We start from the raw sequence: 26,460 nt of genomic DNA, 5'->3' as shown, positions 1-26,460 counted from the left end.
TTTTCCACAATAGCTGACCCCGGCTCTTTGCGTAATGATTCACGCTCATTACCAATAGCGCATGTTCAAGTGCCATGAAAAAACCATTCTATAAAGTCCTCTACGTGCAGGTGCTGTTCGCCATCATCGTCGGCGTCCTGCTCGGCGTGTTCGACCCCGGTCTTGCCGCCAAGATGAAGCCATTGGGAGACGGCTTCATCAAACTGATCAAAATGATCATCGCACCAGTTATCTTCTGTACGGTGGTGGCCGGCATTGCCGGCATGCAGGACATGAAGAAGGTCGGCCGCGTCGGCGGCAAGGCCCTGCTCTACTTCGAAGTGATTTCCACCTTCGCGCTGGCGATCGGCCTGATCGTCGCCAACCTGGTCAAGCCCGGTGCGGGCTTTAACGTCGACCCGGCAACGCTCGACACCCACGCGATTGCCGAATACACGGCCAAGACCAAGTCGCTCTCGACCGTCGACTTCCTGATGAACATCATCCCGAACACCTTCGTGGATGCGTTCGCCAAGGGCGACATCCTGCAAGTGCTGCTGATCGCGATCCTGTTCGGGGTCGCGCTGTCGCTGCTGGGCGAACGCGGCCGTCCCATCACCAAGTTCGTGGACGACCTGTCGCACGTGATTTTCGGCGTCGTCGGCATCGTGATGAAAGCCGCCCCGGTCGGCGCGTTCGGCGCAATGGCCTTCACCATCGGCAAATACGGCCTGGGCTCGCTGCTGCCGCTGGGCAAGCTGATCGGTTCGTTTTACCTGACCTGCGCACTGTTCGTGATCATCGTGCTGGGCATCGTCGCCAAGCTCACCGGCTTTTCGATCTTCCGCTTCATCTCGTACATCAAGGAAGAACTGCTGATCGTACTGGGCACCAGCTCGTCGGAAAGCGCCCTGCCGGCCTTGATGCGCAAGATGGAAAAGCTGGGCTGCTCGAAATCGGTGGTGGGCCTGGTGGTTCCGACCGGCTACTCGTTCAACCTGGACGGCACCAACATCTACATGACGATGGCCGCGCTGTTCGTGGCCCAGGCAACCAACACCGACTTGACGCTGACCCAGGAACTGACGATCCTGCTGGTGGCGATGCTCACTTCGAAAGGCGCATCGGGCATCACTGGCGCCGGCTTCATCACGCTGGCGGCCACGCTCGCGGTGGTGCCGACGATCCCGGTCGCCGGCATGGCACTGATCCTTGGTATCGACAAGTTCATGAGCGAGTGCCGTGCGCTGACCAACTTCATCGGCAACGGCGTGGCGTCGGTGGTGGTGTCTAAGTGGGAGGGTGAACTCGACCACGATCAACTCAAGCGTGAACTGGCGCACCCCTCGCATCTGGAAGAGGACAAGGAACTGTTCCCAGAACGCAAAAAGGCGGCCTGAGCACGGCACCTTCCTCACTCAAGCCGGGTTCGCCCGGCATTTTTTTTGTACGGTGCGCGACCGCCGCGGGCGCGCACTCTAAAATGGCATCAGCAGCACGTGCGGGGGTTTTTCACAATAACCGACCCCGACCGCTTGCGTAATGATCCACGCTCATTACCAATCGCGCAGGTCTAAGTGCCATGAAAAAACCGCTCTATAAAGTCCTGTACCTACAGGTGCTGTTCGCCATTATCGTCGGCGTCCTGCTCGGCGTGTTCGACCCCGGTCTTGCCGCAAAGATGAAGCCATTGGGAGACGGCTTCATCAAACTGATCAAAATGATCATCGCCCCAGTCATCTTTTGTACGGTGGTGGCGGGCATTGCGGGCATGCAGGACATGAAGAAGGTCGGCCGGGTCGGCGCCAAGGCCCTGCTCTACTTTGAAGTGATTTCGACCTTTGCGCTGGCAATCGGCCTGGTCGTCGCCCACCTGATCCAGCCCGGCGCGGGCTTTAACGTCGACCCGGCAACCCTCGACACCCACGCGATTGCCGAATACACGGCCAAGACCAAGTCGCTGTCGACCGTCGACTTCCTGATGAACATCATCCCGAGCACCTTCGTGGATGCGTTCGCCAAGGGTGACATTTTGCAAGTGCTCCTGATCGCGATCCTGTTCGGCGTCGCGCTGTCGCTGCTCGGCGAACGCGGCCGCCCGATCACCAAGTTCGTGGACGACCTGTCGCACGTGATCTTCGGCATCGTCGGCATCGTAATGAAAGTCGCCCCGGTCGGCGCGTTCGGCGCGATGGCCTTCACCATCGGTAAATACGGCATCGCTTCGCTGCTGCCGCTGGGCAAGCTGATCGGTTCGTTCTACCTGACCTGCGCACTGTTCGTGCTCATCGTGCTGGGCACTGTTGCCAGGCTCACCGGCTTTTCGATCCTGCGCTTCCTCTCGTACATCAAGGAAGAACTGCTGATCGTTCTGGGCACCAGCTCGTCGGAAAGTGCCCTGCCGGCCTTAATGCGCAAGATGGAAAAGCTGGGCTGCTCGAAATCGGTGGTGGGCCTGGTGGTACCGACCGGTTACTCGTTCAACCTGGATGGCACCAACATCTACATGACGATGGCCGCGCTGTTCGTGGCCCAGGCGACCAATACCGACCTGACGCTCATCCAGCAACTAGCGATCCTGCTGGTGGCGATGCTCACTTCGAAAGGCGCATCGGGCATTACCGGCGCCGGCTTCATCACGCTGGCAGCGACCCTGGCGGTGGTGCCGACGATCCCGGTGGCCGGCATGGCCCTGATCCTGGGCGTCGATAAATTCATGAGCGAATGCCGCGCACTGACCAACTTCATCGGCAACGGTGTGGCGTCGGTGGTAATGTCCAAGTGGGAGGGCGAACTCAACCACGACCAACTCAAGCGTGAACTGGCGCACCCCTCGCATCTGGAAGAAGACAAGGAACTGTTCCCAGAGCGCAAAGAGGTGGCCTGAGCGCAGCTCTCCTCCTCGATCTAAAGCCGGGTTCGCCCGGCTTTTTTTGTTTGAGCGGGAGAGACTGTCTCCAGTAATTCTTTGATATTGGTCAACTTATCCGTAATGCTCGAGTGAGAGCATAGCTATTTGCATTTGGAAAAACTCGCGATTGTCCCATTCAACGCGCATATCCGCGGAATAGAAAAAAGGAGGACGTTTGTGATTCCGTTCCTTTTGCTAGTCGTTATCTTCGTGCTGATTGCCTACAGTAGGACCAGCCGGATGGTCGATCAATTTCAGAAGATGCGCAGTGAGATAGCGGAGCTGCGGGCCGCCGTCGGGAGGCTGGAAGAGGAACGAAAACGAGAGGCAGGCGACATTGGCTCGCCAGCGGTCAGCGCACCAATCGCCGAGGAGACGATTCATAGTCCGCAATCCGAAGCGAAAGCATCGGGCACCGAAGCCTGGTCGAAAACAGATGCCAGCGCCACTTCGGGAGAGGGCATCTTTCAGGAAGAGCCCCTACCGATCAGTTCCGTCTCAAGCACGGATGATCCCGAATCGCGCTCCGCGCAGAATCCAATTAGCCCGCCAGAAGTCAGCCCACTGGCTCACATGCAAGATGCAAGGGCCGTGCATCCCCCAGCAGAACCAACCATCGGCTCGGGCGCGAGACCACCGGGCGACGGCGCTGTTACCAGATTGCTCGGCAGGGCTAAGCAATGGCTTTTCACCGGCAACCTGGTTGCGAAATTGGGATTGGTGATCTTGTTTGTCGGGGTTGGATTCCTGCTCAAGTACGCCGCCGAAAGAATTCATATCCCGATCGAGGCGCGCATCGCCGGCGTGGCAGCGGCCGACCTGGGATTGCTTGTCTGGGCGTGGCGCATTCGTGTCACGCGCCGTGATGTGGCGCTGCCGGCACAAGGCGCGGCCATTGCGATCCTGATGCTCGTGGTATTCGCCTCCCATCATTCCTTCAACCTGATCCCCGCCTTCTTTACCTTCGGCCTGCTGGTCGCGTTGACAGCCTTCACCTGCCTGCTGGCCGTTTTGCAGGAGGCCGTCTGGCTTGCGGCATTCGGAATCGTGGGCGGATTCGCCGTGCCGATCCTGATTACAACCGGAAAAGGCAGCCATATCGCCTTGTTCTCATATTATGCATTGCTCAATTTCGGCGTCTTCTTCATCTCGTACGCACGCGCATGGCGTTTGCTGAATCTTCTCGGCTTTGGATTTACGTTCATCGTCGGCGCGGCATGGGGCTGGAGCCGATATGTTCCAGACCACTATTTTTCAACCCAGCTGTTCCTTATCCTGTTCTTCCTGCTTTACGTTGCGATTGCGATTGTCTTCGCGCACAGGCGCGCGCCGCAGCTAAAGAAATACTTCGACGCCACCCTGCTCCTTGGAACGCCAATGATCGCATTTGGATTGCAGTACGGGCTGGTTCGGGACAAAGAATATGGAATGGCGCTGTCAGCGCTAGCCCTGAGCGCCTTCTATCTTGGCCTTGCCAATGTCCTGTGGCGGCGCGCCCAAATCTGGCGTCCACTTGTCGAAGCATTCCTCGCGCTCGGAGTAGTGTTCGGGACGCTGACATTGCCACTTGCCCTCGATAACCGATGGACATCCGCAGCGTGGGCCCTGGAGGGTGCGGGATTCGTCTGGGTCGGGCTTCGCCGGAAGCAGCCGAGCGTCTGGATCTTTGGCCTGTTGGTCCAGTTCGGCGCATGGATGGAGTTCATGACCACCATGGCCTCACCACATGGCCACATCACGGCCGAATCGCATATCTGGCTCGGATTCCTGTTCCTGGCGGGCAGCACATTCGGGATGGCCAGTTCCTTCAGGCGCCAGGCAGGAGACAACGCCAGCAGCGGATTTGCCGACGCGTCCAACATCTTTCTTGCGATCGCGGGCTTTTGGCTGCTGAGCGGATTATGGTACGAAGCCTACCTGCGGACGCAGCATGGCGCATTCCATAACATGCTGGTCGCGCTCGCTTTTCTGACAGCCATCATCTTGAATTTGATCGCGTCGAGAATGCAGTGGGAATACGCCCGCACGCTGGCATTGATTGCCCAACTCGCCGGTGCAATTGGATGGATCGTCGTGGCTGGATGGGAATGGGGTTCGCTGGAGATGCTGCGCCACCGGCCAGCGGACGAACCATTCCTTGGCCCGCTGATGATTGCTGCCGGCGCCCTGCTCACGAGCTGGAGCATGCAGAAAAGGCTCCGCGAGGACGAAGACAAAAAGATTTCAAACGCGATTCTGCTATGGGGCGGCTTCTGGTGGTTCGGCCCGTTGCTGTACAGCGTATCCGGCAACGCACTGCGCTTGCTGCCATCGCAGGGCGACGTTTACTGGGTGCTTTTCTATGACCTGCTCGCGATCGGATCGGCCATCGCATTTATCTGGCTGTCGCGCCGCCTGGCCTGGCGGGCGCTGCGCTGGTTTGGTCTGATGATCTGGCTCCTTCTCACGCTGCGCACCGTCGAGATCCTCGGCACGCTTTACCGGGACGACTATATGCCAGCAGTGCCGCGATGGATATCTTATGCGGCCGTGTGGCTGGGTGGCGAACTGCTGCTCGTAAAATGGCAGGCAGCAGGCTGGCCGATCAAACCCGTCTTCATGAAGATTCTGCATCTGATCAAGGCGGGCGGACCGTGGCTGGCCATCTGGCCCGCCGGGGGCATTCTCGTCTCGAATTGGCTGGTTATAGCTTCCAGCGGTACGGGCCTGTCCACTTCCGGCAGCTGGTCCACCTATCTCCCCGCATGGGTGATGATGCTCGCCATCGCCGCTGTAATGGTTCGCACCCGGGCCGAAGCCTGGCCAACCAAACCCGTCAGCGATTGGTACAGAAGCGTCCTGATTCCGTGTGCGGTTGCCTGGTCCCTGTTGCTCGTAGCCGTTTGGAACCGCCAGCAGGATGGCAGCATGGACCCGCTGCCCTATCTTCCGCTACTCAACCCGCTCGACCTTACCACCGGTTTTGCGGCGGTACTTGCGATAGCCACGCTTCGCATGCTACATGCCGAGTTTGCTGCAAGCGCCGCAGCCAGGGAACTGGTGGGCAAATTGCCGCAGATCGGCGGGATCGCCGCCTACGCCTGGTTCAACCTGATGCTGCTGCGAAGCGCCTCGCATTTCCTTCATATCCAATACGAATTCGAGGGATTGGCATCATCGCTATTTGTGCAGGCAATGCTGTCCCTCGTATGGACGGGCACCGCGCTGATCCTGATGCGCCACGCATGGCGTCGCAAGCTGCGCAGCCAATGGGGCGCTGGCGCGGTCCTGCTCGCCATCGTCGTCGTCAAACTGGCGTTGGTCGATTTGTCCCAGTCGGGCTCCCTGGAGCGCATCGTTTCGTTCGTCGGTGTGGGCTTACTGATGCTCATCATTGGTTACATCGCTCCCTTCCCCAAGGCGGAGGCGGACGAGCAGAATACGCTGGCGGCATAGTTGCCTGAACCTGGAGTGTGTATGAGAAGCTTATCCTGTCTGGCATTGTCGGCACTGTTCGGATTCGTCCTGACCCCAATTTCACCTGCAGTAATGGCCGCTGCCGAGCCGACGACGCGCGACAGCGCCGCCGAGTACAGTCACCTCATCCCCCTGACTGTCAGCGGCAGGCAGGGCATTGTGCAGTTCCAGCTGCCACGTGACGCCTACCTGCGCTCGCACTCGGCCAACCTGAACGATCTACGATTGTTCGACGCGGATGGCAGAAAGCTTTCATTCAGCCTGACCGCGCCGCCGGCACAATCACGAACGAGCCGGCGCGCCGCGCCGGTGCGCATATTCCCGGTGTTTGAGGCTGGTCGCGCCGGGTCCCCATTACCACACGGGCTGGAAATCCGAACCTCCGCCGACGGCTCCGTGCTTTCGGTCACTACCAGGGGCACGGTGGCGCTTAACCAACCAGCCGATCTCCTGTCCAGCCTCATCCTTGACATCGGGCCTGCCGCAGGGCCCGATGGCAAGCAGGCCGGCCAGCTCATCGATGCCTTAAGGTTGACATTACCGGCAGGGACTTCGAACTACTCGGCACGGGTCGCCGTGGAAGTCAGTGATGACCTCAAGTCGTGGAGAACGGTGGGCGAATCGAACCTTAACTGGCTAGTCAACAACCAGACCGAACAAATCGCGAACGACCGGCTCGAGTTCGCGCCGACTGCATCGCGCTATGTTCGCCTGTCCTGGGTCGAAGGAAACCCGATCGAATTTGCCAAGATCATTGCCGAGTTCCCGATTGCGAGCTCGTCGCCGCGCCACGTCGAAACGCTCCTGGTAGCGGCCCAGCCAGGACGTTTCGGACAAGACCTGTTCTATCCGACGCCGGTTGCGATACCGGTCGAGAAATTGGGACTGCAGTTGACGCAACAAAATGTATCGTTACCGGCTGTACTTGGACAGTATGTGGAGCGGCCCAGCCGCAACCTTCGTGCGGACAGGACCTACGAATTCACTCCAAAGCTAAAAGCCACTTTTTTTCAGTTTGCGCAGGATGGGGCCAGAAGAGCCTCCGGTGATTTGCCAATTGCGTCAACCCATGCGGAAAACTGGGTACTTCGGCCGGACGGCCCGCTTACCGAACAACCCGCGCTACGCATTACCTGGTCGCCTGCGACTATCGTCTTCGTTGCGAACGGACGTCAACCCTTCACCTTGGCCGTGGGTCGCCCGGATGCCCAGTCGGCGCAACTTCCGCTGTCCCAGGTCGCGCCCGGCTTTACAGCGGACGAGCTTCGGGCCGTCGAACAGGCTGTGCCAGGCGCAACACGCGAGCAAACGCCCACGGCGCCAAATCAGACAATGTCCCCGGTCGAATCAGCACGGTGGCGGATCGTTGTGCTGTGGGCCATCCTGATTCTCGGAGTTGCCATCCTGGGATTCATGGCCTGGAAACTGACGGCGCAGATGCGCAACGAGAGCGGCGATAGGACGTCGAACACATGAAGTGGCTCGCCTGCATTAGTTTGAATACTTTGCCTCATAGTCCGGGTCGAGCGTCCCCATCAATCGATCCCAGAAAAGGAAGTAGTACCCGTAGTTGTAGCGCCCTGTCGCATGGTGGACATTGTGTGCCATGGACGTGTTGATCCAGCGCCCGAGCCAGTGCCCGGCCATGGCGCGCGGATAAAGTTCATAGCCGAGGTGTCCATAGACGCCGTAGATTAGGTTAAGCCAGCCAATGATCACGAGTGCCGCGCCGGTGGTCGGAATGATGAACAACGAAATCACGCTCGAACCGCTGAGCACAATCGCTTCGAGCACGCTCATCGAATATGTCGTCAACGGGTTTGGATTGGTGGAGCGGTGATGGGTCCGATGGAACCAGCGGAACAGGCGGCGGTGATGCATCAGCCGGTGGGTCCAGTAAAACCAGGTGTCCTGGATCAGCATGAGCAAGACGATGCTCAAAAAGAAATACGGCCAGCCACGGTCGCTGATATTCCAGTAGAAGCGAAAGTGCTTGCCCAAGCCGAGCGCAAACAGTATCGGCACGACCAGGCCAAACACCAGTACCGGGCCAATGCTGCTCAGGATTTCGCGCCCGAACTGTCGCGCCGGGACCTGCCGCACTTGCAGTCGCATGCGCAGGCCCGGACGGTAATGCCACCAAAGCCATATCGCGCCAAACACTGCTACGACGATCAGGTAGTAAAGCGCGGCGCGCCAGATGTTGGCTGACGCGCGGCTGATCCAAAATTGGACTTGAGGAGAAGTCGACCAGTGGCCAAGCACGTCTCACCTCATTTGAAGCGGAAAAGGACATCCACCGATTGCCGCAGCTTCATGGCTTGAATCTCGAAAATCGCCTTCAGGTCGACCTGCTGGGCAGACGCGCTGCGCTGGTAGGTGAAATCCTCGCGTACCAACCCCATCACCGATCCCAGGTTCTTCAACTGGCCCGGCGTGACTCCTGCGACCGGCCCGAGCTTGCGGCCGAACCCCTCCGCCATGACCTGCCCCTTGCGGCGGGCATCGCGGATTGCCTGGGTGATCAGGTCGGCCTCGATCTTGTCGCGCTCGCTCGAATCGAACGCGGTCGAAAAGCCGCCGAGGTTCGGCTTGCCGACCAGTCCGCCGGCAATCGCACGCCACTTCGACAGGTCGCGCACGTTCAGGTGCACCACGCATTTGACGTCGTAGAGCGGCGTTGGCGAATCGCTCTTATGCAGTTCCTGGCGCACATCCCGGACCGCAACGTCGTCGACTGGCAAGCCCTGCTCCTCCACCAGCGTGCGCACCTCGGCAACGCGCTCCTCGACCACCGCCCGCGCCACTGCCGGGTCCGCGTCGGTGGCCACAATTTCAAAGTCGATCTCACCGATGTCGGGCATGGCGAAGATCAATGCGTTCCCCGTCGCATGAATGAACGGATAGTCGGGCAATTGGGAAGCAGAGCCAGTAGTCGAGACCAGCGCGAGTGCCATCAGGAGGGCGATTTTCTTGATCACATGTACTCCGGGAAAGTTAATTGAACAGCCAGAATAGGAGCATTAGACAAACTTGTCTACATTATTTTTCAGGACGTCAGCCGCCTTTGAAAATTTTATAGACAAACTGATCTAGAAAAGATAGTCTAAATGTTGTTCATGTTATTTTCGTAAGGAACAGTCATGGCCAAGACCCCCGCACCCTCCAAACCGACGGCGGCCGAACTCGACCTGTTGCAAGTGCTGTGGCCACTCGGCTCGGCAACTGCGAAGCAGGTTCATCAGCAGATCCAACGGGACCGCCCGGAAGTAACCTACGCCAACGTCCTGCGCCTCATGCAAGTGATGCACAGCAAAGGGCTGCTGATCCGTGACGAGAGCGAACGCTCCCACGTCTACGCCCCGGCGCAGCCGAAGGATTCGCTGCAGACCAATCTGCTGAAGGACCTGATGCAGCGCGCGTTCTCGGGCTCGGCCAAGGCGCTGGTGCTGGCGGCCCTGAAGACCGGCATCTCGAAAAAAGAACGCGAAGAAATCGAGAAGCTGCTCAAGGAGGACAAGGAATGAATGCCTCCGTGCTCGTGCCGGCAATCGGCTGGACGCTGGTCCACTTCCTCTGGCAAGGCGCGTTGATCGCTTGCGCGACCGCGATCGGCCTGACTGTGCTGCGCAACGCCAGGCCGCATGCGCGCTACCTGCTCGCCTGCTCCGCATTGCTGCTGTGTCTGGTTTGGCCAGCCATCGATCTCTGGGTCCGTCTTGCGGAGACAAATTCGATGGGCGGCGCCATGACCGGCGCACCCGCGATCACGTATGGACCCGCTGTCAACACGGCAAATCTGGTGGGATACTTCGCCAACAAGCTGGGCTTGATCGTGGCGCTATGGGCCGCCTGCGCGCTCGCGCTGGCGCTGCGGATGGCGCTGGGCCTGCTGTGGATCGGCCGGATGGCCGGGCGCAATGCCAACGATCGCCACTGGCAGGCTAGGATTGACCAGATGGCCGCCAGGTTCGGGATCACGCGTGACGTCCGCCTGCGCGTGGTCGACGGCCTGGCCAGCCCGATCACCGCCGGTTGGTGGCGCCCGGTGGTGCTGGTGCCGGCCGCGCTGGTGTCCGGCATGCCGCCCGAACTGCTCGAAGCGCTGCTCGCGCACGAACTGGCGCATGTGAGGCGTTTCGACTACCTCGTCAATCTCGGCCAGAACGTGGTCGAGACCCTGCTGTTTTACCACCCCGCGGTCTGGTGGATCTCGAATCGCATTCGTACCGAGCGCGAACAGATCGCGGACGATTTAGCCGCAAGGATGCTCGGCGAACCACGGCGCCTGGCCCTTGCCCTTTCCGAACTGGAGCGACTCCAGTTCTCAACCCACCACCTGGCCCAGGCGGCCAACGGAGGAGATCTCATGTCACGCATCAAACGATTGGTACGTCCCCAGACCCAGGCGCTGAAATGGAAGGCGGCCCTTCCCGTGGTCGGCCTGGCCGCCCTGTGCATCGGTCTGTCGGCATGTGCCACTGCTGAAAAGGAAACGCAGGCAACTCTGCCCGACACGGGCGCCGTTGCAAAATTCAGTTCCTGCGCAAAGCCGGTCTGGCCACAAGAGGACCTGGCCGCAAACCATGAGGGCACAGTCACACTGCAATTCCTGGTGGACGCTAGTGGCACAGCCAAGGATTCGCGCTTGGTGAAATCAAGTGGCTATCGCAGCCTGGACGAGGCGGCACGGGAAGGCATCGCGAAATGCCAATTCCAGCCTGCGACCAAGAATGGCAAGCCGGTGGAAGGATGGATGCAAATGCAGTACGTGTGGGTGGCCCACTAAGAACAGTCAGGCCATGTAAAGCCGGGTTCGCCCGGCTTTTGTCAGACAATGCAATATGTGTGGGAAATTAAATAAGAGCGGTTCGGGCAGGCGTGGGCGCATTTCGCCCACGCGCCGATTGCCGTAATCAGACCGCCGACAAATCCAGCTCGGCGCCGGTTGCGGCAGCAATCTCTTCCTTGGTCACGCCCGGTGCCAGTTCCACCACCTTCAGCCCGGCGCCGCTCACATCGATGACGCACAGGTCGGTGATGATGCGGTCGACCACGCCCACGCCCGTCAGCGGCAAGTTGCACTTCTTGAGGATCTTGTGCGACTTGGTGCCATCCTTGGCGGTCGCCACGTGTTCCATCACCACCACGACGCGCTTGACGCCGGCCACCAGGTCCATTGCGCCGCCCATGCCCTTGACCATTTTGCCGGGGATCATCCAGTTGGCCAGGTCGCCGTGCTCGGATACCTGCATCGCGCCCAAGATCGCCAGGTTGATCTTGCCGCCGCGGATCATGCCAAACGAATCGGCCGACGAGAAGAACGACGCGCCGGAGATCGCAGTCACGGTCTGCTTGCCGGCGTTGATCAGGTCCGGATCGACCTCGTCGTCGCGCGGGAACGGGCCGATGCCGAGCAGGCCGTTTTCCGACTGCAGCCACACTTCCATGTTGCTGGGAACATAGTTGGCGACCAGCGTCGGCAAACCGATGCCCAGGTTGACGTAGAAACCGTCCTGCAGTTCTTTGGCCGCGCGTTCGGCCATTTGATCACGAGTCCATGCCATGTTTGTCTCCGATGCTGGTCTTAGTTGGGACGCACGGTGCGCTGTTCGATGCGCTTTTCCGGGTTCGGGTTGTGGACGATGCGGTGCACGAAAATGCTCGGCGTATGCACCTGGTCCGGATCGATCTCGCCGACTTCGACCAGCTTTTCGACTTCCACGATGCAGATCTTGCCCGCGGTGGCGACATTCGGATTGAAGTTGCGCGCGGTCTTGCGGTACACGAGATTGCCGGCGCGGTCCGCCATGTAGGCCTTGACCAGCGATACGTCCGGCATCAGCGAACGCTCCATGACGTACATTTCGCCGTCAAATTCGCGCTCTTCCTTGCCCTCGGCAACGATGGTGCCGTAGCCGGTGCGGGTAAAGAAGGCCGGAATGCCGGCGCCGCCGGCGCGCAGCTTTTCCGCCAGCGTGCCCTGCGGGGTGAATTCGAGTTCGAGTTCACCGGCCAGGTATTGGCGTTCGAATTCCTTGTTCTCGCCGACGTACGAGGAAATCATCTTCTTGATCTGGCGCGTCTGCAGCAGCAGGCCCAGACCGAAGCCGTCGACGCCGGCATTGTTCGAGATCGCGGTCAGGTTCTTGACGCCGGAATCGCGCAGCGCGGTGATCAGCGCTTCCGGAATGCCACACAGGCCGAAGCCGCCCACGGCGATGGTCTGACCGTCCTTGACGACACCCTCCAGTGCCGATCTCGCGTCAGGATAAACTTTGTTCATACTCGTGTCCCCTTTTTTGGTTAAGCCGAAGGCCCCCGGGCGTTCCCGGTACTGCAGAGTAGAATCTCAGCATAAAATACGCCCGGCGAAAGCACAATACAGTAGAACTACCAGCTTCCTACCCACGAGCGAGCGCGAATTGGACCCGATGAACCCATCATACGCCATTGATTACGAAATGATTTTCCAGCATGCGCCGGTGGGCATGTGCATTTCGGTGAACCGGGTGATTCAATCCGGCAACGAGGCGCTGGCGTCGATGTTCGGCTATGAACGCGGCCAGTTGGACGGCCAGTCGTTCTCGGTACTGTATCCGACCATGGACGAGTTTTTGCGCACGGGCGACCGCATCATCCCGATCATGAACGCCAGGGGCCGCTATTCGGACGAGCGCATCATGCGCCGCGGGGACGGTGAATTATTCTGGTGCCACGTGACGGGGCGTGCGCTTAATTCGCTTGACCCGCTCGGCGCCGGCGTCTGGACGTTCGAGGATGTCAGTGAAAAGCGGCCGGTGACGGCCGAGCTGACGCCGCGCGAACGCGAGATCGCGGCGCTCTTGGTCGAAGGCAAGACCAGCAAGATGATCGCGCGCGAGACCGACCTGTCGCCCCGCACCGTGGAAATGCACCGCGCACGGCTGATGCGCAAGTTCGCGGCAGCAACCTCGTCGGAACTGGTGCACAAGCTGGTCGGCGTAACGCGTTAGAGCGACTGGCTTCGCCTACAGGGCCGTCATGCCGTCGTCCGCGGTAATCACCGCACCATTGATAAAGTGCGACTCCTCGGCCGCGAGCAGGAGCAGCAGCCCGTCCAGGTCTTCCGGCTTGCCCGGGCGCTTGCGCGGCAGCATGTCGAGCAGTTTCCTGCCCTGGTCGGTTTCGAAGTAGTCCTCGTTCATCTCGGTCGAAATGTAGCCGGGACAGATCGCGTTCACGTTGATGCCGTAGCGGCCCCACTCCACCGCCATCGCCTTGGTCATCTGCACCACGCCGGCCTTGCTCATGCAATACACGCCGATCTGCGGCAGCACCCGCAGGCCCGCTACCGAAGCGATGTTCACGATCCTGTGCTGCTTTCTCGGATCGCCCTTGGCGCGCGCGATCATGCGCTTGGCCACCTGCTGCGCCACGAAAAACGCGCCACGCAGGTTGGTGTCCATCACGTAGGTGTAATCCTCCTCGGACACGTCCAGCAGGCGCTGGGTGCTCGAGACGCCCGAATTGTTGACCAGGATGTCGAGCGGACCGGCCTCGGTCTCGGCATGCGCGACCGCGGCCTTGATACTGGCAAGGTCGGTCACGTCCAGCTCAACCACGTGCGCGGCGCCGCCCTCCGATTCGATCTCGGCACGCAATTCCTTCAGGCGCTCGACCCGGCGCGAGGCCAGCACGACCTGCGCACCGGCGTTGGCCAGCGCCTTCGCAAACCGCGCGCCCAACCCGCCCGAGGCGCCAGTCACCATCGCAATCTTGCCTTCAAAGTTCACTTCTATGCCCACGGTCGGCTCCTGTTGATGTTCGCGCACTACGGCTCGCTGGGATGCCGTAATCATTACACAAATTGCCAGTTTAGATTGCCGTGTCTAATAATCCTCGTAAAATGACTGGCCAAGTTGCAATCAGCATCAAAAAGCCGCACACTCGTGCTTAAATTTTTTCAATCATACATACAACGATGACAGAGACAAACAACATCCTCGATCAATACGGACCGCGCGAATCGATGGAGTACGACGTGGTCATTGTCGGCGGCGGCCCGGCGGGGCTGTCGGCGGCAATCCGCCTGAAGCAGCTGGCGGCCGAACGGGGCAAGGAAGTGTCGGTCTGCGTCCTGGAAAAAGGCAGCGAGATCGGTGCGCACATCCTGTCCGGCGCCGTGATGGATCCGATCGCCCTGAACGAACTGTTCCCGAACTGGAAGGAACTCGGCGCCCCGCTGAACACGCCCGTCACCGAGGACCAGGTCCTGTTCCTGACCGAAACCAAAGCCTACCGGACGCCTAACTTCATGGTGCCCAAGGCCCTGACCAACCACGGCAATTACGTCATCTCGCTGGGCAACGTCGTACGCTGGCTCGGCCAGCAGGCCGAAGCACTTGGCGTCGAAATCTTCCCCGGCTTCGCGGCAGCGGAAGTGCTGTACAACGACGACGGCTCGGTCAAGGGCGTCGCCACCGGCAACATGGGCGTGAACCGCGAAGGCCAGCCGACCGACGCCTTCCAGCTCGGCATGGAACTGCACGCCAAGTACACCCTGTTTGCGGAAGGATCGCGCGGCCACTTGGGCAAGCAGCTGATCGCGAAGTATGACCTGAACAAGGGCAAGGACCCGCAGACCTACGGCATCGGCATCAAGGAGCTGTGGGAGATCGATCCGGCCAAGCACCAGCCCGGCCTGGTGATCCACAGCGCCGGCTGGCCGCTCGACAACGACACCTATGGTGGCTCGTTCCTGTATCACCTGGAGAACAACCAGGTCGCGGTCGGCTTCGTCGTCGGGCTGGCTTACCGGAATCCGTACCTGTCGCCGTACGAAGAATTCCAGCGCTACAAGACGCACCCGGCGATCCGCACCTTCTTCGAAGGCGGCAAACGCATCTCCTACGGGGCCCGCGCGATCACGGCGGGCGGCCTGCAATCGCTGCCCAAGCTGGTATTCCCGGGCGGCGCGCTGATCGGCTGCGATGCCGGTTTCCTTAATGTGAGCCGCATCAAGGGCAGCCACGCCGCGATCAAGACCGGCATGCTGGCCGCCGATTCGGCGTTCGCCGCGCTCTCCGAGAACCGGCAGGGCGACGAGCTGGTGAGCTACCCGGCCTCCTTCGAGCAATCGTGGCTGCATGAAGAACTGCACGTGGCGCGCAACTTCAAGCCGTGGATGAGCAAGGGCCTGATGCTGGGCACGATCATGACCGGCATCGACCAGATCGTCTTTCGCGGCAAGGCGCCATGGACGCTGCACCACCAGCACGCCGACCATGAATGCCTGCAGACCGCCGACCAATTCAAGCCAATCGCGTACCCCAAGCCGGACGGCAAGCTGACGTTCGACCGCCTGTCGTCGGTGTTCATCTCGAACACCAATCATGCGGAAGACCAGCCGGTGCACCTGACGCTCAAGAACCAGGACGTGCCGGTGGACGTGAACCTGGCGCGGTTTGCCGGTCCCGAGCAGCGCTACTGCCCGGCCGGCGTCTATGAGTTCGTCAAGACCGAAGAAGGCAAGGACCGCCTGCAGATCAACGCCCAAAACTGCGTGCACTGCAAGACCTGCGACATCAAGGACCCGTCGCAGAACATCGTGTGGGTCACGCCGGAAGGCGGCGGCGGGCCGAATTATCCGAACATGTAAGCCCAGTAGTTGGCCCTCGTCCCCGCGCAGGCGGGGACCCATGCTGAACGTCCATATCACGCTGCCTATGGGGGGGCGCCGAGCCCGGGAACGACGTGCCATCTTTCGTGCGCTGGTGATTCACGTTACGATATTTTCGCGCCGCAGGCCCGACGGTTTATTCCCGCGACGCCTTGGCCATCGCCTCGAATTCTTCTGGCTGCATCGGCCGCGCGAACATGAAGCCCTGCGCGTAATCGCAGCCGGCGTCCTGCAGGAGCGCGCGCTGCACCCGCGTCTCCACGCCTTCCGCCACCACCTTGAGCCCCAGCTTGTGGGCCATCACGATGATCGCCTCGCACAGCGCAAGGTCCCCCACATCGTCCTCCAGGGTCGTGGCGAACGTCTGGTCGATCTTCACGTAGTCGATGTCAAACCGCTTCAGGTGCGACAGCGACGAGTAACCCGTGCCGAAGTGGTCGAGCGCCACCTGCAGCCCCATCGCCTTGTACCGGCGCAGGCGCTCGATGACCTGGTCGACGCCATCGAGCAGCACGCCTTCGTTGATCTCGATGATGATGCTTTGCGGCGGTAGCTGCAGCTCGCGCAGGTAGTCCAGCCACGCCTGGTAAAGCGCCGCGTCGCGCCGGAACTGCACCGGCGATTTGTTGACCGTGACTTGGAACTGCGGGTCGATCGAGCGCTGCCAGCGCTGCACCTGGCGCGCCGCCTCGCGGAACACCCAGTCGCCCAGTTCCACGATCAGGCCGCTGGTTTCGGCGAAGGGAATGAATTCGGCAGGCCCGAGCAGGCCGCGCGTCGGGTGGCGCCAGCGCAGCAGCGCCTCGGCCTTGTGCACCACGCCGGTGGCGAGCGAGATGATCGGCTGGTACCAGATCTCGAACTGCCTGTTTGCCAGCGCCGCGCGCAGGTCGATTGCGATGTTCTGGCGCGCCAGCGCCGCTTCCTGCAGGTCGGGCGTGAAGTAGCTATAGCGGTTGCGGCCGGCCTTCTTGGAGGCGTACATCGCCTGGTCGGCGTGCGCGATCAGGTCCGCCATTTCGCGGGCATCGGGCGGATAGAGCGCAATGCCGATCGAAGCCGATATCTCGGCCTGCTCGCCGGCCAGCACGAAGGGCTTCGCCAGCGCATCGATGATGGACTGGGCGATGCGGTCGACGCTGCCGACCCGCTCCAGCCCCGCCAGGAGCACGGTGAATTCGTCCCCGCCCAGGCGCGCCAGGGTGTCGGACGCGCGCACGCAGCCGGCGATCCGGCGCGCCGCTTCCGCCAGCAGCAGGTCACCCATCGCGTGCCCGAGGCGGTCGTTGACCTCCTTGAAGCGGTCCAGGTCGATGTACAGCAGCGCCAGGAAGGCGGCGCTGCGGTCGGCCTTGCGCATCTCCTGGCGCATCCGGTCGCGGAACATGTGCCGGTTCGGCAGCCCGGTCAGTTCGTCGAAGTTGGCCTGGTGCCAGATGCGTTCGGCCGAGGCGCGCTGCTGGGTGATGTCCGACACCAGCGCCAGCGCGCCCAGGTAGCGGCCGGAAGGATCGAAGATCGCATTGGTCGCGACGCTGACCCACATCGCGCTGCCGTCCTTCGGTATGAACTTGAGCTCGTGGCGCTCGACCAGGCCCTGGCGGCGCCGCGCGATGCTACGCTCGAGCAGCGCCTTGCCCTCCTCGTCCATGAAGCGCGACAGGGGCTGGTCCAGGATGTCCTCGATCGGGTAGCCGAGCAGCGCCGCCATCTTGGGGTTGACGAAGGTGGTGCGGCCAAAGGCGTCGACTTCCCAGATGCCCTCGTCGGCACAGTGCACGATGCGGCGGAACCGTTCCTCGCTGCGCTCGAGCGCTTCGAGCCGGCCCTCGACCGGTTCGACCACGATGCGGCAGGCCTGGCCGCTGCCGTCGGCGCTGCCGACCAGGGTGACATCAATCGCCTGCGCGTGCTGCGCCAGCCGCAGCGGCAGGCGGCAGCGCCTGGGTTCGCTGTCGTTGAGCGCCTGCTGGAAAAAACCGTCGAAGTCAGCCCGGTGGCCTGGCTCGACAAAGCTGCGCAGGCGCAGGTTGCCGGGCCGGCCGCGCGCAAAGCCGAGCATCTGGGCGCCGGCCAGGTTGGCCTGCAGGATCGTGCCGTCGAAGGCGACGACAAAGTAGCCGCTTGGTGCCAGCAGGTACAACTCGTTGTAGCGCGCCTGTTCCTGCTCGCGCCGCAGCCGTTCGATGGTCACCCCACTGTCGAGCTGCTCGTCCGCCAGGGACGGATCGCCCGGCGCGCATTCACCCTGCCTGGCTGCCTGCACATCGTCGTTGTCCATCGCACCTCACGCGAGCTGACGAAATTACAATATGTAACAGGAAGCCTAGCACGGCCTCGCGCTTGCTGTCGAGCTAGTGTTGCAGATGCGCCCGGTTCAGGCGGCGCTCGGCACGCCGCTGCAACTGCTCGAAGGCCAGGCTCAGCAACCAGTAGATGGCTGCCGCCGCAATGTAGAGCGGCAAAGGCTGGAAGGTGGTCGCGATCACTTCCTTGGTGGCCAGCATCAGTTCGGTCATGGTAATCACCGACACCAGCGAGGTGTCCTTGATCAGGCTGATCAAGGTATTGCTCATGGCCGGCACCGCCACCCGCAGCGCCTGCGGCAGCACCACGTGGTACAGCGTCTGCCAGTAACCGAGGCCAAGGCTGAAGCTGGCGCGCCACTGGCCCTGGCCGATCGCCGCGATTGCGCCGCGCAGGCTCTCCGACAGGTAGGCGCCGGCATTGAGCGAGAGCGCCAGCACGCCGGCAGTGACAGGGGTGAATTCGATGCCGATGCTCGGCAGGCCGTAGTAAATCACGAACAGCTGCACCAGCAGCGGCGTGCCACGCATGACGCTCACATACAGCACAGCCGGCGCGCGCACCAGCGCCCACGGCGAAATGCGCATGAGCGCAATCGGGAATCCAAGCAGCAGGCCGCCAAGCATCGAGGCCAGCGCGAACAGCAAGGTGTAGAGCGCCCCGGTCAGCATGACCGGCGCGGCCTCGCGCAACAAGTTAAACAGATCCATGAAGCAGCGGCCGCTCAGGGCTGGCGGGTGGCGTCCACGCCAAACCACTTGAGGGAAATTTGCTTCAGGCTGCCGTCCTTTCTTGCTTGCTCGAGCGCCTTGTCGATGGCGGCCTTGAAGCCGGGATTCCCCTTGCGGAACGGAATGCCCATGCGCGACACGTCGCCCACCTTCGGGCCTTCCTTGATCGGCAGCGGCGAATTCTTCAGCAGGTAGCCAACCATCAGGTTGTCGTTCAGGGCCACGTCGATGCGGCCGAAGGCCAGGTCTTGCAGGGTTTCCGGCGTGGCCGGGTAGCTCTTGACATCGATGCCGGGAACGGCCTTGGCCTGCTGCTCGAACACGGTGCCCTGCCCCACCCCGACCTTCTTGCCTTTCAGGTCCGCCAGGCTGGAATAGGTCGCACGCTCGTTCTTGCGCACGATGAGCTGCGGCATCGAATACGTGTAGGGTTCCGAAAAGTCGAAGACCTGCTCGCGCTTCGGGGTGATGCCGACCTGGCTGATGATGACATCGTACTTGCCGGCGGAGAGCCCTGCCAGGATGGCCGACCATTCGGTGCTGACGAATTCCGGTTTCAAGCCGAGCTTGGCCGCAAGCAGCCGGGCGACGTCGACGTCAAAACCGGTCAGTTGCCCGGTTTTCTGGTCCTTGAAATTAAACGGCGGATAAGTGCCTTCGAGCGCGATGCGCAGCGTGCCGCGCGCCTTGGCCTCAACCAGCAGATCGGCGGCATAAGCCGGCACGGCCAGCCCAGTGGCGAGAAATAGTGAGCCGGCGAGCGCACCGGCGGCCAGCAGTTGACGGCGGAAATTGGTGTTCGAATCCTTGTTCATGCAGTCGGCTCTCCGGTTTACAAGCTGAGTTCGCTTTTATAACCGAAAACATACCGAACGAACAGGAGATTTCTGTCAATACCAGGATCGGCGCCCGCGCGCACCAAAGTTGTGGCCGGTGACCAGCAGCGTGCTTTCGACCAGCATCGACATGCCGAGGATCAGCTGCACCAGCTTGTCATCCGGCAGCACCCAGATCTGGCCGGATGGCGGCTCGGTACCGGTGGCCGCCACAATCAGCGGCGCGATCCAGGCAGCATCGGGCTCCACGTCGAGGATGACCGCGTCGCCGCTGGTCTGCATGTAGACCTGGCCGCCTTCGGACAGCGCAAAGCAGATGCCGTGGCCGGTTTCCTGCGGTTTGACCAGCTCCTGCATCGCGCGGTTGTGCTCGTCGATCCACAGCTCGACGTCCTGTGGCGTTTCCAGAGGAGTCCACGGGCGCGGACGAAAACGCGGGCGCGACAGCGAGTCGTTCGAGGAATTCATTGCAAATGCTGCGAAGAAATGGAAGCTGCGTATCGTACGGTATTTCCCCGTGCACGTACATGGCCAATGAGCTAGGATCATCGATCATGTGTCAGCGACAGGAGGCGAGCATGAAATGGAAAGAGCAGCCATACCATCCGGGGCACAGTGGCTATGTGTCGGAATTCGGGCGGTTCATCGATGGCTACCTGGCGAACCATCCCAAAGTGCAGCAGGATCAGCTGCGCGGCTGGTATATCTGGTGGGATCACAAGGTCAACTTTGACGAGCTGGAGCGCGAGCACCAGTCGGAAGTGCCGGTGCACAATTACTACTACGAGTAAGGCGGCCCATGCGCGGTCGGGGACGCCACCTGGACCCGTAGGGTGCGCACCTGTGCGCACACTGTACGGTTGCGCAGCGTTTGCGTCCGCGTACCCCAGGGTGCGCAGCTGCTGCTGTTTCTCTGGAAATTGCTGGTGCTTTGCATCCGCGTGCGCACGGGTGCGCACCCTACGCCTCCTGCAAGCCGTACGAGGTATCTAGCCGCCCTGCAAGTCGGCAATGCGCGCCTCGACCCGGTCACCATCGATCAGCAGTTCCCCCGCCGCGACCGGCAGCTTGAAACGGCGGCGGCCGGCGCTACCGGGATTGACGTACAGCACGCCGCCGCGCCAGCTTGCGGCGGGTTGGTGCGAATGCCCGGACACGACCACGCGCAGCCCTTCGGCCGCGGAATCGAACGTGAGCTGCTTCAGATCGTGGATCACGTACACGTCCACCGCGTCAAAGCGCAGCCGCGCCGTTTCGGGCAACGCCGTCGCCCAGGGCGCGGTATCGTTATTGCCGCGCACGGCCGTCAGCGGGGCCAGCGCCGCCAGTTGCTCGAGAATCTCGGCGTTGCCGATGTCGCCACCGTGGATGATGTGGTCGCTGCCGGCCAGGAAGGCGAGCGTCTCCGGCCGCAGCAGGCCGTGGGTGTCGGAAACCAGGCCGATGCGCATCAAGCTAGGAGGAACGCGGGCGCCGCACCTTGCCCGTCAGGTAGATCGAATAAAGGGCGGCAGCGCCGACCAGGATGTAGATCAGGCGGGTGCCGGGACTGCGCACGCCGAACAGGTCGGCCACCACATTGACGTCGAATAGCCCGACCATCGCCCAGTTCAGCCCGCCAATGATCAGCAAGACCATTGCGATGTAGTCGATCGCACCCAGGGCCGAGCGTGTGCGCACGCGCAACGCCACGCGCCGGTCAGGAATCTGCCTGCGGTCCATGGTTGGGGAAATTGTTGCCATCGCTCTCTCCTTGGAAAGACAAAAGTTCCGGGGCTCTGCCCGTACGACAGCAAAAATACCCGAGAGTTTGATCGGGCGGCGCCTTACCGGCGCGCCGTCAACCCTTCCAGGTCCGGTTCAGGCCGGTGTCGGTATGGATCCAACCGCCTTTCGGTCCCGAGCGGTAGTAGAAGCCAACCCCGCCCTTGCGAAAGCTCTGCACCAGGCCGCCCAGCACTTCCTGGTTCAGGCTGGCGATGCGGATGTCGGCCGCCTTGCCCGACATGTGCAGCGACTGGCGCGCCGCCGGCACGCCCGATTCGATCAAGCGCTTGTTCGAGGCCGGCGTGCGGTAGCCCGACAGGATTTCGAGCGGCTGGTCGAGGCCGTACCTGCCGATGAACGCCTGCGTGCCCCACAGGGTTTCCAGCAGCTTGGGATCGATCGGCATGGTCGCCTTGCCGTTCACGTCGCGCAGGATGTGGCACAGTTCCTGGTAAGCGGAATCGATGATCTCGCCGTCTTTCCAGTACAGCACCTTGGTCTTTTCACCGCTTTGCGGGCGCACCAGCGCCAGCGTACGCGGCTTGACCCAGAAATCGAGGTCGAGCAGTTGCGCATCGAACAGGTCCGGCGGCGGCGCCAGTCCGGCGGACGGCGCCTCGGCCTGCGCGCTCTGGATTACCGGCTTGGCGCTGGCGACGGTGCGCGGCGACGGGGTGGCATGCGCACAGCCGATCAGCGGAGCGGACATGGCCCCCAGCGTGGCCAGGCTTAAACCCTGTTGAAGGAACTCTCTGCGTGAAGCCATAACGTACTCATCCATTGCAAGGCGCTTACTATAGCGCAATGCGAGTACGGATAAAAGCGGGGGGGGGCGCCGAGCCGGCGCCGGACGAGCGCCACGGCCGCTGGTTATTGGCTACTGCAATTGCAAAAACGACTGCGCGCGGCGCCGGCCACGGCCGATTCGACGGCATCCAGACGTTTCCACAGCAAGTCGCATTCGAGCCCGAAACAAGTGACTTCCTTGCCGGCGTTGCAATAGCCGTGCCGCTCGAAGAACGCGCTGGCCGAGGCCGGGCTTTGCAGGTGCAGCTTGCTGATGCACCAGACGCGCGCCTGCTCTTCGATGCCGGCGAGCAGCGCCTGACCAATGCCCTTGCGCAGCGAACCGGGCTGCAGGTAGCACAGGGCCAGCTTGCCTGCCTGGGTCAGCAGTGCAAGGCCCAGCAATTCGCCGTCGCGCTCGGCAACCATTGCAAAATTACTGGGAGTGGTAAACCAGGTCGCCACGTTCTGCGGCGTCTTGTTGGCGAGCCAGTTGTCCAGTACGCCAGGGCGGCCATGGTGATCGCGCGCGCAGCACTCTTCGATCGAGCGGCGTAACAGCGCGCAGGCCGCCGGCGCATCAGCCGCCACAGCTTTTCGAATTGCGATTCCCATGTACATCCAGCATAGACAATAAAAGCAAACCGGGCCGAGAGGCCACAGATCGGACTATACACCGAAAGGGCCGGACTCTGCTGTCGCCATACATACGGCGCCAGGCTGTCTAAGCATATGACGAAACTGTCGTTCCGTTTTTGCTCCAGATTTTGCACGATGCATTGTTTCCACAAAAATGCTAAGCGAGAACAATATGACGAACCAACCAAAGTCCCTCCTCCGACGACTCGTCCTTGCCCTGGCGCTGGGTGCTGCCCTGCCGCTCGCCGCCAGCGCGGCACCGGTCGAGCTGCTGAACGTTTCGTATGACGTGGCGCGCGAACTGTACAAGGACATCAACCCGGCCTTTGTCGCCGACTACAAGAAGGCCACCGGCGAGACGGTGATCGTCAAGCAGTCGCACGGCGGCTCGAGCAAACAGGCGCGCGCCGTGGCCGACGGCCTCGATGCTTCGGTGGTGACGATGAACCAGGCCAACGACATCGACTTCCTGGCCGATCGCGGCCTGGTCGCGAAGGACTGGGCCAAGAAATTCCCGAACAACGCGGCGCCGTACTACTCGACCATGGTGTTCCTGGTGCGCAAGGGCAATCCGAAGCAGATTCGCGACTGGCAGGACCTGGCCAAGCCGGGCGTGCAGGTCATCATCCCCAACCCGAAGACCGCGGGCAACGGCCGCTACAGCTACCTGGCGGCCTGGGGCTCGGTGATCAAGAAAGGCGGCAACGAAGCGCAGGCGCGTGACCTGGTGCGCGCCATCTTCAAGAACGTGCCGGTCCTGGATGCCGGCGGCCGCGCCGCCACCACCACCTTCACCCAGCGCCAGATCGGCGACGTGCTGGTGACCTTCGAGAACGAAGTCAACCTGGTGCGCGCCGAGGGCCGCGGCGATTTCGACGTGGTCTATCCGTCGATGTCGATCCTGGCCGAATCGCCGGTGGCGGTGGTGGACAAGGTGGTGGACCGCAAGGGTATCCGCAAGGAAGCGACCGCGTATCTGAACTTCCTGTACACGGAAACCGGCCAGACGATCGGCGCCAAGCACTTCCTGCGGGTTCGCAACGAAAACGTCATGAAACAGTTCGCGCAGAACTACAAGCCGGTGCAACTGTTTACTGTGGAGGATGTTTTCGGCGGCTGGAAGGCGGCCCAGAAACGCCACTTCGACGATGGTGGCGAGTTCGATAAGATCTACGAGTCGAAATAATTCCCATCGCCGTCATTCAGGATTGATGGCGGGCGCCTGGTTTAAGTAGAAAAGCCACTACACCCGGGACACCGGTGGTAGTGGCTTTTTGCATAAAAGGGATGTTTCTAAGGGTCTGGGCCGCAAACCGCCCAGTCCGTCGGCCTGCTTGGAACCCTCATTTGAAGACGGCATTGCAGATCAACAGGCACGGTCGAAACGGAATGGCGGCCTCCCCGAACAAAAACGAAATGCGATACATTCCGGCCAAAGATGAAAAAGCGACCTTGGGGATTTTCATCAGGACAAGCCGGAGATTTACCCTAGTTCGGCCTCCCTGACGTTGCCAAGCATGGTTTTTCATCACGACTTGTCCTGTCATCCAGAAGGTCGTACACGTCCCATGCTCCCTGATAATTCTCCTTTCGTACCAAGACTGCAACAATCTCGCTGCCACGGTTCCCCTTAACGAAAAAACGCAGGCCTGCACAACTCACGCTGTTCGGTCGCATCTCATAGTTGGCTCCTATCAGCACGACGAAGCTGACCGAGCCGACATTATTGGCTACCACTTCCGATCGCCTAATTGTCGTCTTCGCCAAGGAGTAGGAATCAGAAGCCCTCGCCAATAGAAACTCCCCCATGATTAGGAGAATGATCAGGCCAAGAATTACAAAAATTGGTATCAGCGCTTTTTTCAATGTTATTTTTTGCATGTAATTTGCGGCTCCAATCGTTCGGTACGTCCCGTACACAAATTAAGGCGGTCTCTCCCACGCCGCCAGCCATTTCCTTGCCGACGCCAATCCCAGAACTCAAGCCTTCGAAGGTATTGTCAGTTCAATCATAACAGCAAAGTCGCCAATCTTAACCAGCGCTGCCATCCTCGAATGGTTACGGTCGCTGGCCTGTCAAGTGCGTCAAACGTCCTCCTCATCCCGTTGCGGCTGGTGCTGGCCATTGCCGGAATGACAGAAACTTGCTTTGGTCAAATCACTTGATCGATAGTAATTGGGAAATAACGCAACTCTGGTGCACTTTTGCGCCCTTTTTTGCACTTTTTAGCCGCATGTAGGGCGTGCGCCATAGACATTTCCCAGTGGTTGGTGATATCTTTCAAGTTAAGATTAGTTGCCCCAAAGCTAGACGTTGGACAACGTCAGCTGCGCCGCCGTGGCGCCCTTCCAACCCATACCTCACGCACAACATGAAGAAACTGTTCGCCGCAGTCCTGATGTCGGTGTCCGCCGCGGCCGCTTTTGCGGTGCCGTTCGGCTCACAGTCGGTGCTGGTCGTCGAAGACGACACCGGCAAGGTCCTGCTCGAAAAGAATGCCGACTCGGTCGTGCCCATCGCCTCGCTGACCAAGCTGATGACCGCGATGGTGATCCTCGATGCCAAGCAAGACATGGACGAGCTGATTGAAATCGACAAGAGCGACGTCGACACGCTCAAGCACAGCACTTCACGGGTGCCGGTCGGCGCCTCGATCGCGCGCCGCGACGTGCTGCAGCTGGCCCTGATGTCGTCCGATAACCGCGCGGCCGCCGCGCTGGCGCGCACCTACCCGGGCGGTTCGGTCGCATTCGGCGCTGCCGTCAAACGCAAGATCGCCGCGCTCGGCATGACCCAGACCGTGATCGAGGAACCGACCGGGCTGTCGCCGCAGAATCGCTCGACCGCCGCCGATCTGGTGAAGATGGCCAGCGCCGCTGCGAACTACCCGGACATCACCCGCATCACCACCGATCCGAAGGACATCATCAAGATCAAGGGCCGCGACGTCGAGTACCACAACACCAACCGCCTGGTCGGCGCCAAGGGCTGGGACATCGGCCTGTCCAAGACCGGCTACACCCAGGAAGCCGGGCGCTGCCTGATCATGCGCGTGAAAGCCGCCGGCAAAAACGCGACCATGGTGCTGCTCAACGCCGGTGCCAATTCGGTGCGCATCCTCGACGCGCTCAACATCCGCCGCCATGTGCTGGGCGATTCGGCGCCGACCGCACTGACGGCCGACAACCCGATGCGCGTGAAGGTGTCCTCTGGAGGCGGCCGCGTCAAGCACGTCAAGGTGCGGCGCCACCGCCGGCCTAAGACCGGCGCGTGATTCAAGGGGCCAAACGGCCCCTTTTTGTTATGCGCTGTCAGCGGTAACGTGGGTTTCGTAGGGTGGGCGGGGTGAGGCTGGCCAGTGGCCAGCCGAACGAACGCCCACGCGT

General features: G+C 61.3%; 25 protein-coding genes. 11 read left to right on the top strand and 14 right to left on the bottom strand.

Annotation, left to right across the window (positions count from 1 at the left end; translation table 11 throughout):
• The first annotated feature begins 74 nt into the window (after positions 1-74).
• The 4 genes from E4O92_RS07595 (at position 75) to E4O92_RS07580 (ending at position 7,822) form a co-directional block, all read left to right on the top strand.
• Entirely contained in the window at positions 75-1,379 is a 1,305-nt protein-coding gene (locus E4O92_RS07595; RefSeq protein ID WP_135189158.1) for a dicarboxylate/amino acid:cation symporter, read from the top strand.
• Between the two features lie 182 nt (positions 1,380-1,561).
• The gene (locus E4O92_RS07590) at positions 1,562-2,866 is read left to right on the top strand and encodes a dicarboxylate/amino acid:cation symporter (protein ID WP_135189157.1); all 1,305 of its coding nucleotides are present in this window, start codon (positions 1,562-1,564) and stop codon (positions 2,864-2,866) included.
• Positions 2,867-3,067: 201 nt separating this feature from the next.
• The gene (locus E4O92_RS07585; protein WP_229483138.1) at positions 3,068-6,325 is read left to right on the top strand and encodes a DUF2339 domain-containing protein; all 3,258 of its coding nucleotides are present in this window, start codon (positions 3,068-3,070) and stop codon (positions 6,323-6,325) included.
• Between the two features lie 21 nt (positions 6,326-6,346).
• Positions 6,347-7,822, top strand: coding sequence for a DUF3999 family protein (locus E4O92_RS07580; protein ID WP_135189156.1), 1,476 nt, complete (start codon positions 6,347-6,349; stop codon positions 7,820-7,822).
• A gap of 15 nt (positions 7,823-7,837) precedes the next feature.
• On the opposite strand, the gene E4O92_RS07575 is transcribed toward E4O92_RS07580, so the two are convergent.
• Complete coding sequence (locus E4O92_RS07575) at positions 7,838-8,611, bottom strand: sterol desaturase family protein (RefSeq protein WP_229483136.1); 774 nt, start codon at positions 8,609-8,611, stop codon at positions 7,838-7,840.
• Positions 8,612-8,619: 8 nt separating this feature from the next.
• A complete protein-coding gene (locus E4O92_RS07570) occupies positions 8,620-9,327 on the bottom strand; it encodes an SIMPL domain-containing protein (RefSeq protein WP_135189155.1) in 708 nt (235 codons plus the stop codon).
• 162 nt (positions 9,328-9,489) lie between these two features.
• Here E4O92_RS07570 and E4O92_RS07565 point away from each other — a divergent pair, with 162 nt between their 5' ends.
• Both E4O92_RS07565 and E4O92_RS07560 read left to right on the top strand, forming a co-directional pair.
• Complete coding sequence (locus E4O92_RS07565) at positions 9,490-9,873, top strand: BlaI/MecI/CopY family transcriptional regulator (RefSeq protein WP_135189154.1); 384 nt, start codon at positions 9,490-9,492, stop codon at positions 9,871-9,873.
• Positions 9,870-11,135, top strand: coding sequence for a M56 family metallopeptidase (locus E4O92_RS07560; RefSeq protein ID WP_135189153.1), 1,266 nt, complete (start codon positions 9,870-9,872; stop codon positions 11,133-11,135). The genes E4O92_RS07565 and E4O92_RS07560 overlap by 4 nt, the downstream gene beginning before the upstream one ends.
• Positions 11,136-11,262: 127 nt before the next feature.
• On the opposite strand, the gene E4O92_RS07555 is transcribed toward E4O92_RS07560, so the two are convergent.
• Together E4O92_RS07555 and E4O92_RS07550 are read right to left on the bottom strand one after the other, a co-directional pair.
• The gene (locus E4O92_RS07555) at positions 11,263-11,913 is read right to left on the bottom strand and encodes a 3-oxoacid CoA-transferase subunit B (protein ID WP_135189152.1); all 651 of its coding nucleotides are present in this window, start codon (positions 11,911-11,913) and stop codon (positions 11,263-11,265) included.
• Between the two features lie 20 nt (positions 11,914-11,933).
• Positions 11,934-12,632, bottom strand: coding sequence for a CoA transferase subunit A (locus E4O92_RS07550; RefSeq protein ID WP_135189151.1), 699 nt, complete (start codon positions 12,630-12,632; stop codon positions 11,934-11,936).
• A gap of 148 nt (positions 12,633-12,780) precedes the next feature.
• Between E4O92_RS07550 and E4O92_RS07545 the strand changes: the two genes are divergently transcribed.
• The gene (locus E4O92_RS07545) at positions 12,781-13,341 is read left to right on the top strand and encodes a PAS and helix-turn-helix domain-containing protein (protein WP_135189150.1); all 561 of its coding nucleotides are present in this window, start codon (positions 12,781-12,783) and stop codon (positions 13,339-13,341) included.
• Positions 13,342-13,356: 15 nt separating this feature from the next.
• Here E4O92_RS07545 and E4O92_RS07540 read toward each other — a convergent pair whose 3' ends face one another.
• Positions 13,357-14,133 carry an SDR family oxidoreductase gene (locus E4O92_RS07540; RefSeq protein WP_135189197.1) on the bottom strand — a complete coding sequence of 259 codons (777 nt, stop codon included), beginning with the start codon at positions 14,131-14,133 and terminating at the stop codon, positions 13,357-13,359.
• Between the two features lie 176 nt (positions 14,134-14,309).
• Between E4O92_RS07540 and E4O92_RS07535 the strand changes: the two genes are divergently transcribed.
• A complete protein-coding gene (locus E4O92_RS07535) occupies positions 14,310-15,986 on the top strand; it encodes an electron transfer flavoprotein-ubiquinone oxidoreductase (RefSeq protein WP_206076830.1) in 1,677 nt (558 codons plus the stop codon).
• 157 nt (positions 15,987-16,143) lie between these two features.
• Here E4O92_RS07535 and E4O92_RS07530 read toward each other — a convergent pair whose 3' ends face one another.
• The 4 genes from E4O92_RS07530 to E4O92_RS07515 all read right to left on the bottom strand — a co-directional run bounded on the left by E4O92_RS07530 (position 16,144) and on the right by E4O92_RS07515 (position 20,349).
• Positions 16,144-18,288, bottom strand: coding sequence for a putative bifunctional diguanylate cyclase/phosphodiesterase (locus E4O92_RS07530; RefSeq protein ID WP_135189149.1), 2,145 nt, complete (start codon positions 18,286-18,288; stop codon positions 16,144-16,146).
• Positions 18,289-18,361: 73 nt separating this feature from the next.
• Positions 18,362-19,024, bottom strand: a complete 663-nt coding sequence (locus tag E4O92_RS07525) for an amino acid ABC transporter permease (protein WP_135189148.1) — start codon at positions 19,022-19,024, stop codon at positions 18,362-18,364.
• Positions 19,025-19,038: 14 nt separating this feature from the next.
• Positions 19,039-19,860 (bottom strand): cystine ABC transporter substrate-binding protein, encoded by an 822-nt coding sequence (locus E4O92_RS07520; protein ID WP_135189147.1) that lies wholly within the window; start codon positions 19,858-19,860, stop codon positions 19,039-19,041.
• 75 nt (positions 19,861-19,935) lie between these two features.
• The gene (locus E4O92_RS07515) at positions 19,936-20,349 is read right to left on the bottom strand and encodes a hypothetical protein (RefSeq protein WP_135189146.1); all 414 of its coding nucleotides are present in this window, start codon (positions 20,347-20,349) and stop codon (positions 19,936-19,938) included.
• 110 nt (positions 20,350-20,459) lie between these two features.
• Here E4O92_RS07515 and E4O92_RS07510 point away from each other — a divergent pair, with 110 nt between their 5' ends.
• Positions 20,460-20,672 (top strand): DUF3460 family protein, encoded by a 213-nt coding sequence (locus E4O92_RS07510; RefSeq protein WP_135189145.1) that lies wholly within the window; start codon positions 20,460-20,462, stop codon positions 20,670-20,672.
• Positions 20,673-20,870: 198 nt separating this feature from the next.
• Here E4O92_RS07510 and E4O92_RS07505 read toward each other — a convergent pair whose 3' ends face one another.
• The 4 genes from E4O92_RS07505 to E4O92_RS07490 form a co-directional block, all read right to left on the bottom strand.
• On the bottom strand, positions 20,871-21,332 hold the full coding sequence (locus tag E4O92_RS07505; protein ID WP_206076833.1) for a metallophosphoesterase family protein: 462 nt from the start codon (positions 21,330-21,332) through the stop codon (positions 20,871-20,873).
• A gap of 4 nt (positions 21,333-21,336) precedes the next feature.
• Positions 21,337-21,624, bottom strand: a complete 288-nt coding sequence (locus E4O92_RS07500; protein WP_135189143.1) for a DUF378 domain-containing protein — start codon at positions 21,622-21,624, stop codon at positions 21,337-21,339.
• A gap of 97 nt (positions 21,625-21,721) precedes the next feature.
• A complete protein-coding gene (locus tag E4O92_RS07495; RefSeq protein ID WP_135189142.1) occupies positions 21,722-22,414 on the bottom strand; it encodes a YcbK family protein in 693 nt (230 codons plus the stop codon).
• Positions 22,415-22,518: 104 nt separating this feature from the next.
• Entirely contained in the window at positions 22,519-23,049 is a 531-nt protein-coding gene (locus tag E4O92_RS07490; protein WP_307721745.1) for a GNAT family N-acetyltransferase, read from the bottom strand.
• A gap of 196 nt (positions 23,050-23,245) precedes the next feature.
• Here E4O92_RS07490 and E4O92_RS07485 point away from each other — a divergent pair, with 196 nt between their 5' ends.
• Positions 23,246-24,259, top strand: coding sequence for a sulfate ABC transporter substrate-binding protein (locus E4O92_RS07485; protein ID WP_135189140.1), 1,014 nt, complete (start codon positions 23,246-23,248; stop codon positions 24,257-24,259).
• Between the two features lie 302 nt (positions 24,260-24,561).
• On the opposite strand, the gene E4O92_RS07480 is transcribed toward E4O92_RS07485, so the two are convergent.
• On the bottom strand, positions 24,562-24,954 hold the full coding sequence (locus tag E4O92_RS07480; RefSeq protein ID WP_135189139.1) for a hypothetical protein: 393 nt from the start codon (positions 24,952-24,954) through the stop codon (positions 24,562-24,564).
• 491 nt (positions 24,955-25,445) lie between these two features.
• On the opposite strand from E4O92_RS07480, the gene E4O92_RS07475 reads away from it, so the two are divergent.
• Complete coding sequence (locus E4O92_RS07475; RefSeq protein ID WP_135189138.1) at positions 25,446-26,348, top strand: serine hydrolase; 903 nt, start codon at positions 25,446-25,448, stop codon at positions 26,346-26,348.
• Positions 26,349-26,460: the final 112 nt, after the last annotated feature.

The organism is Massilia horti (genome assembly GCF_004614195.1).
Lineage (GTDB): Bacteria > Pseudomonadota > Gammaproteobacteria > Burkholderiales > Burkholderiaceae_D > Telluria > Telluria horti.
Note: the sequence above shows the minus strand (reverse complement) of the source record. Positions and strands in the feature narration are given on the sequence as shown.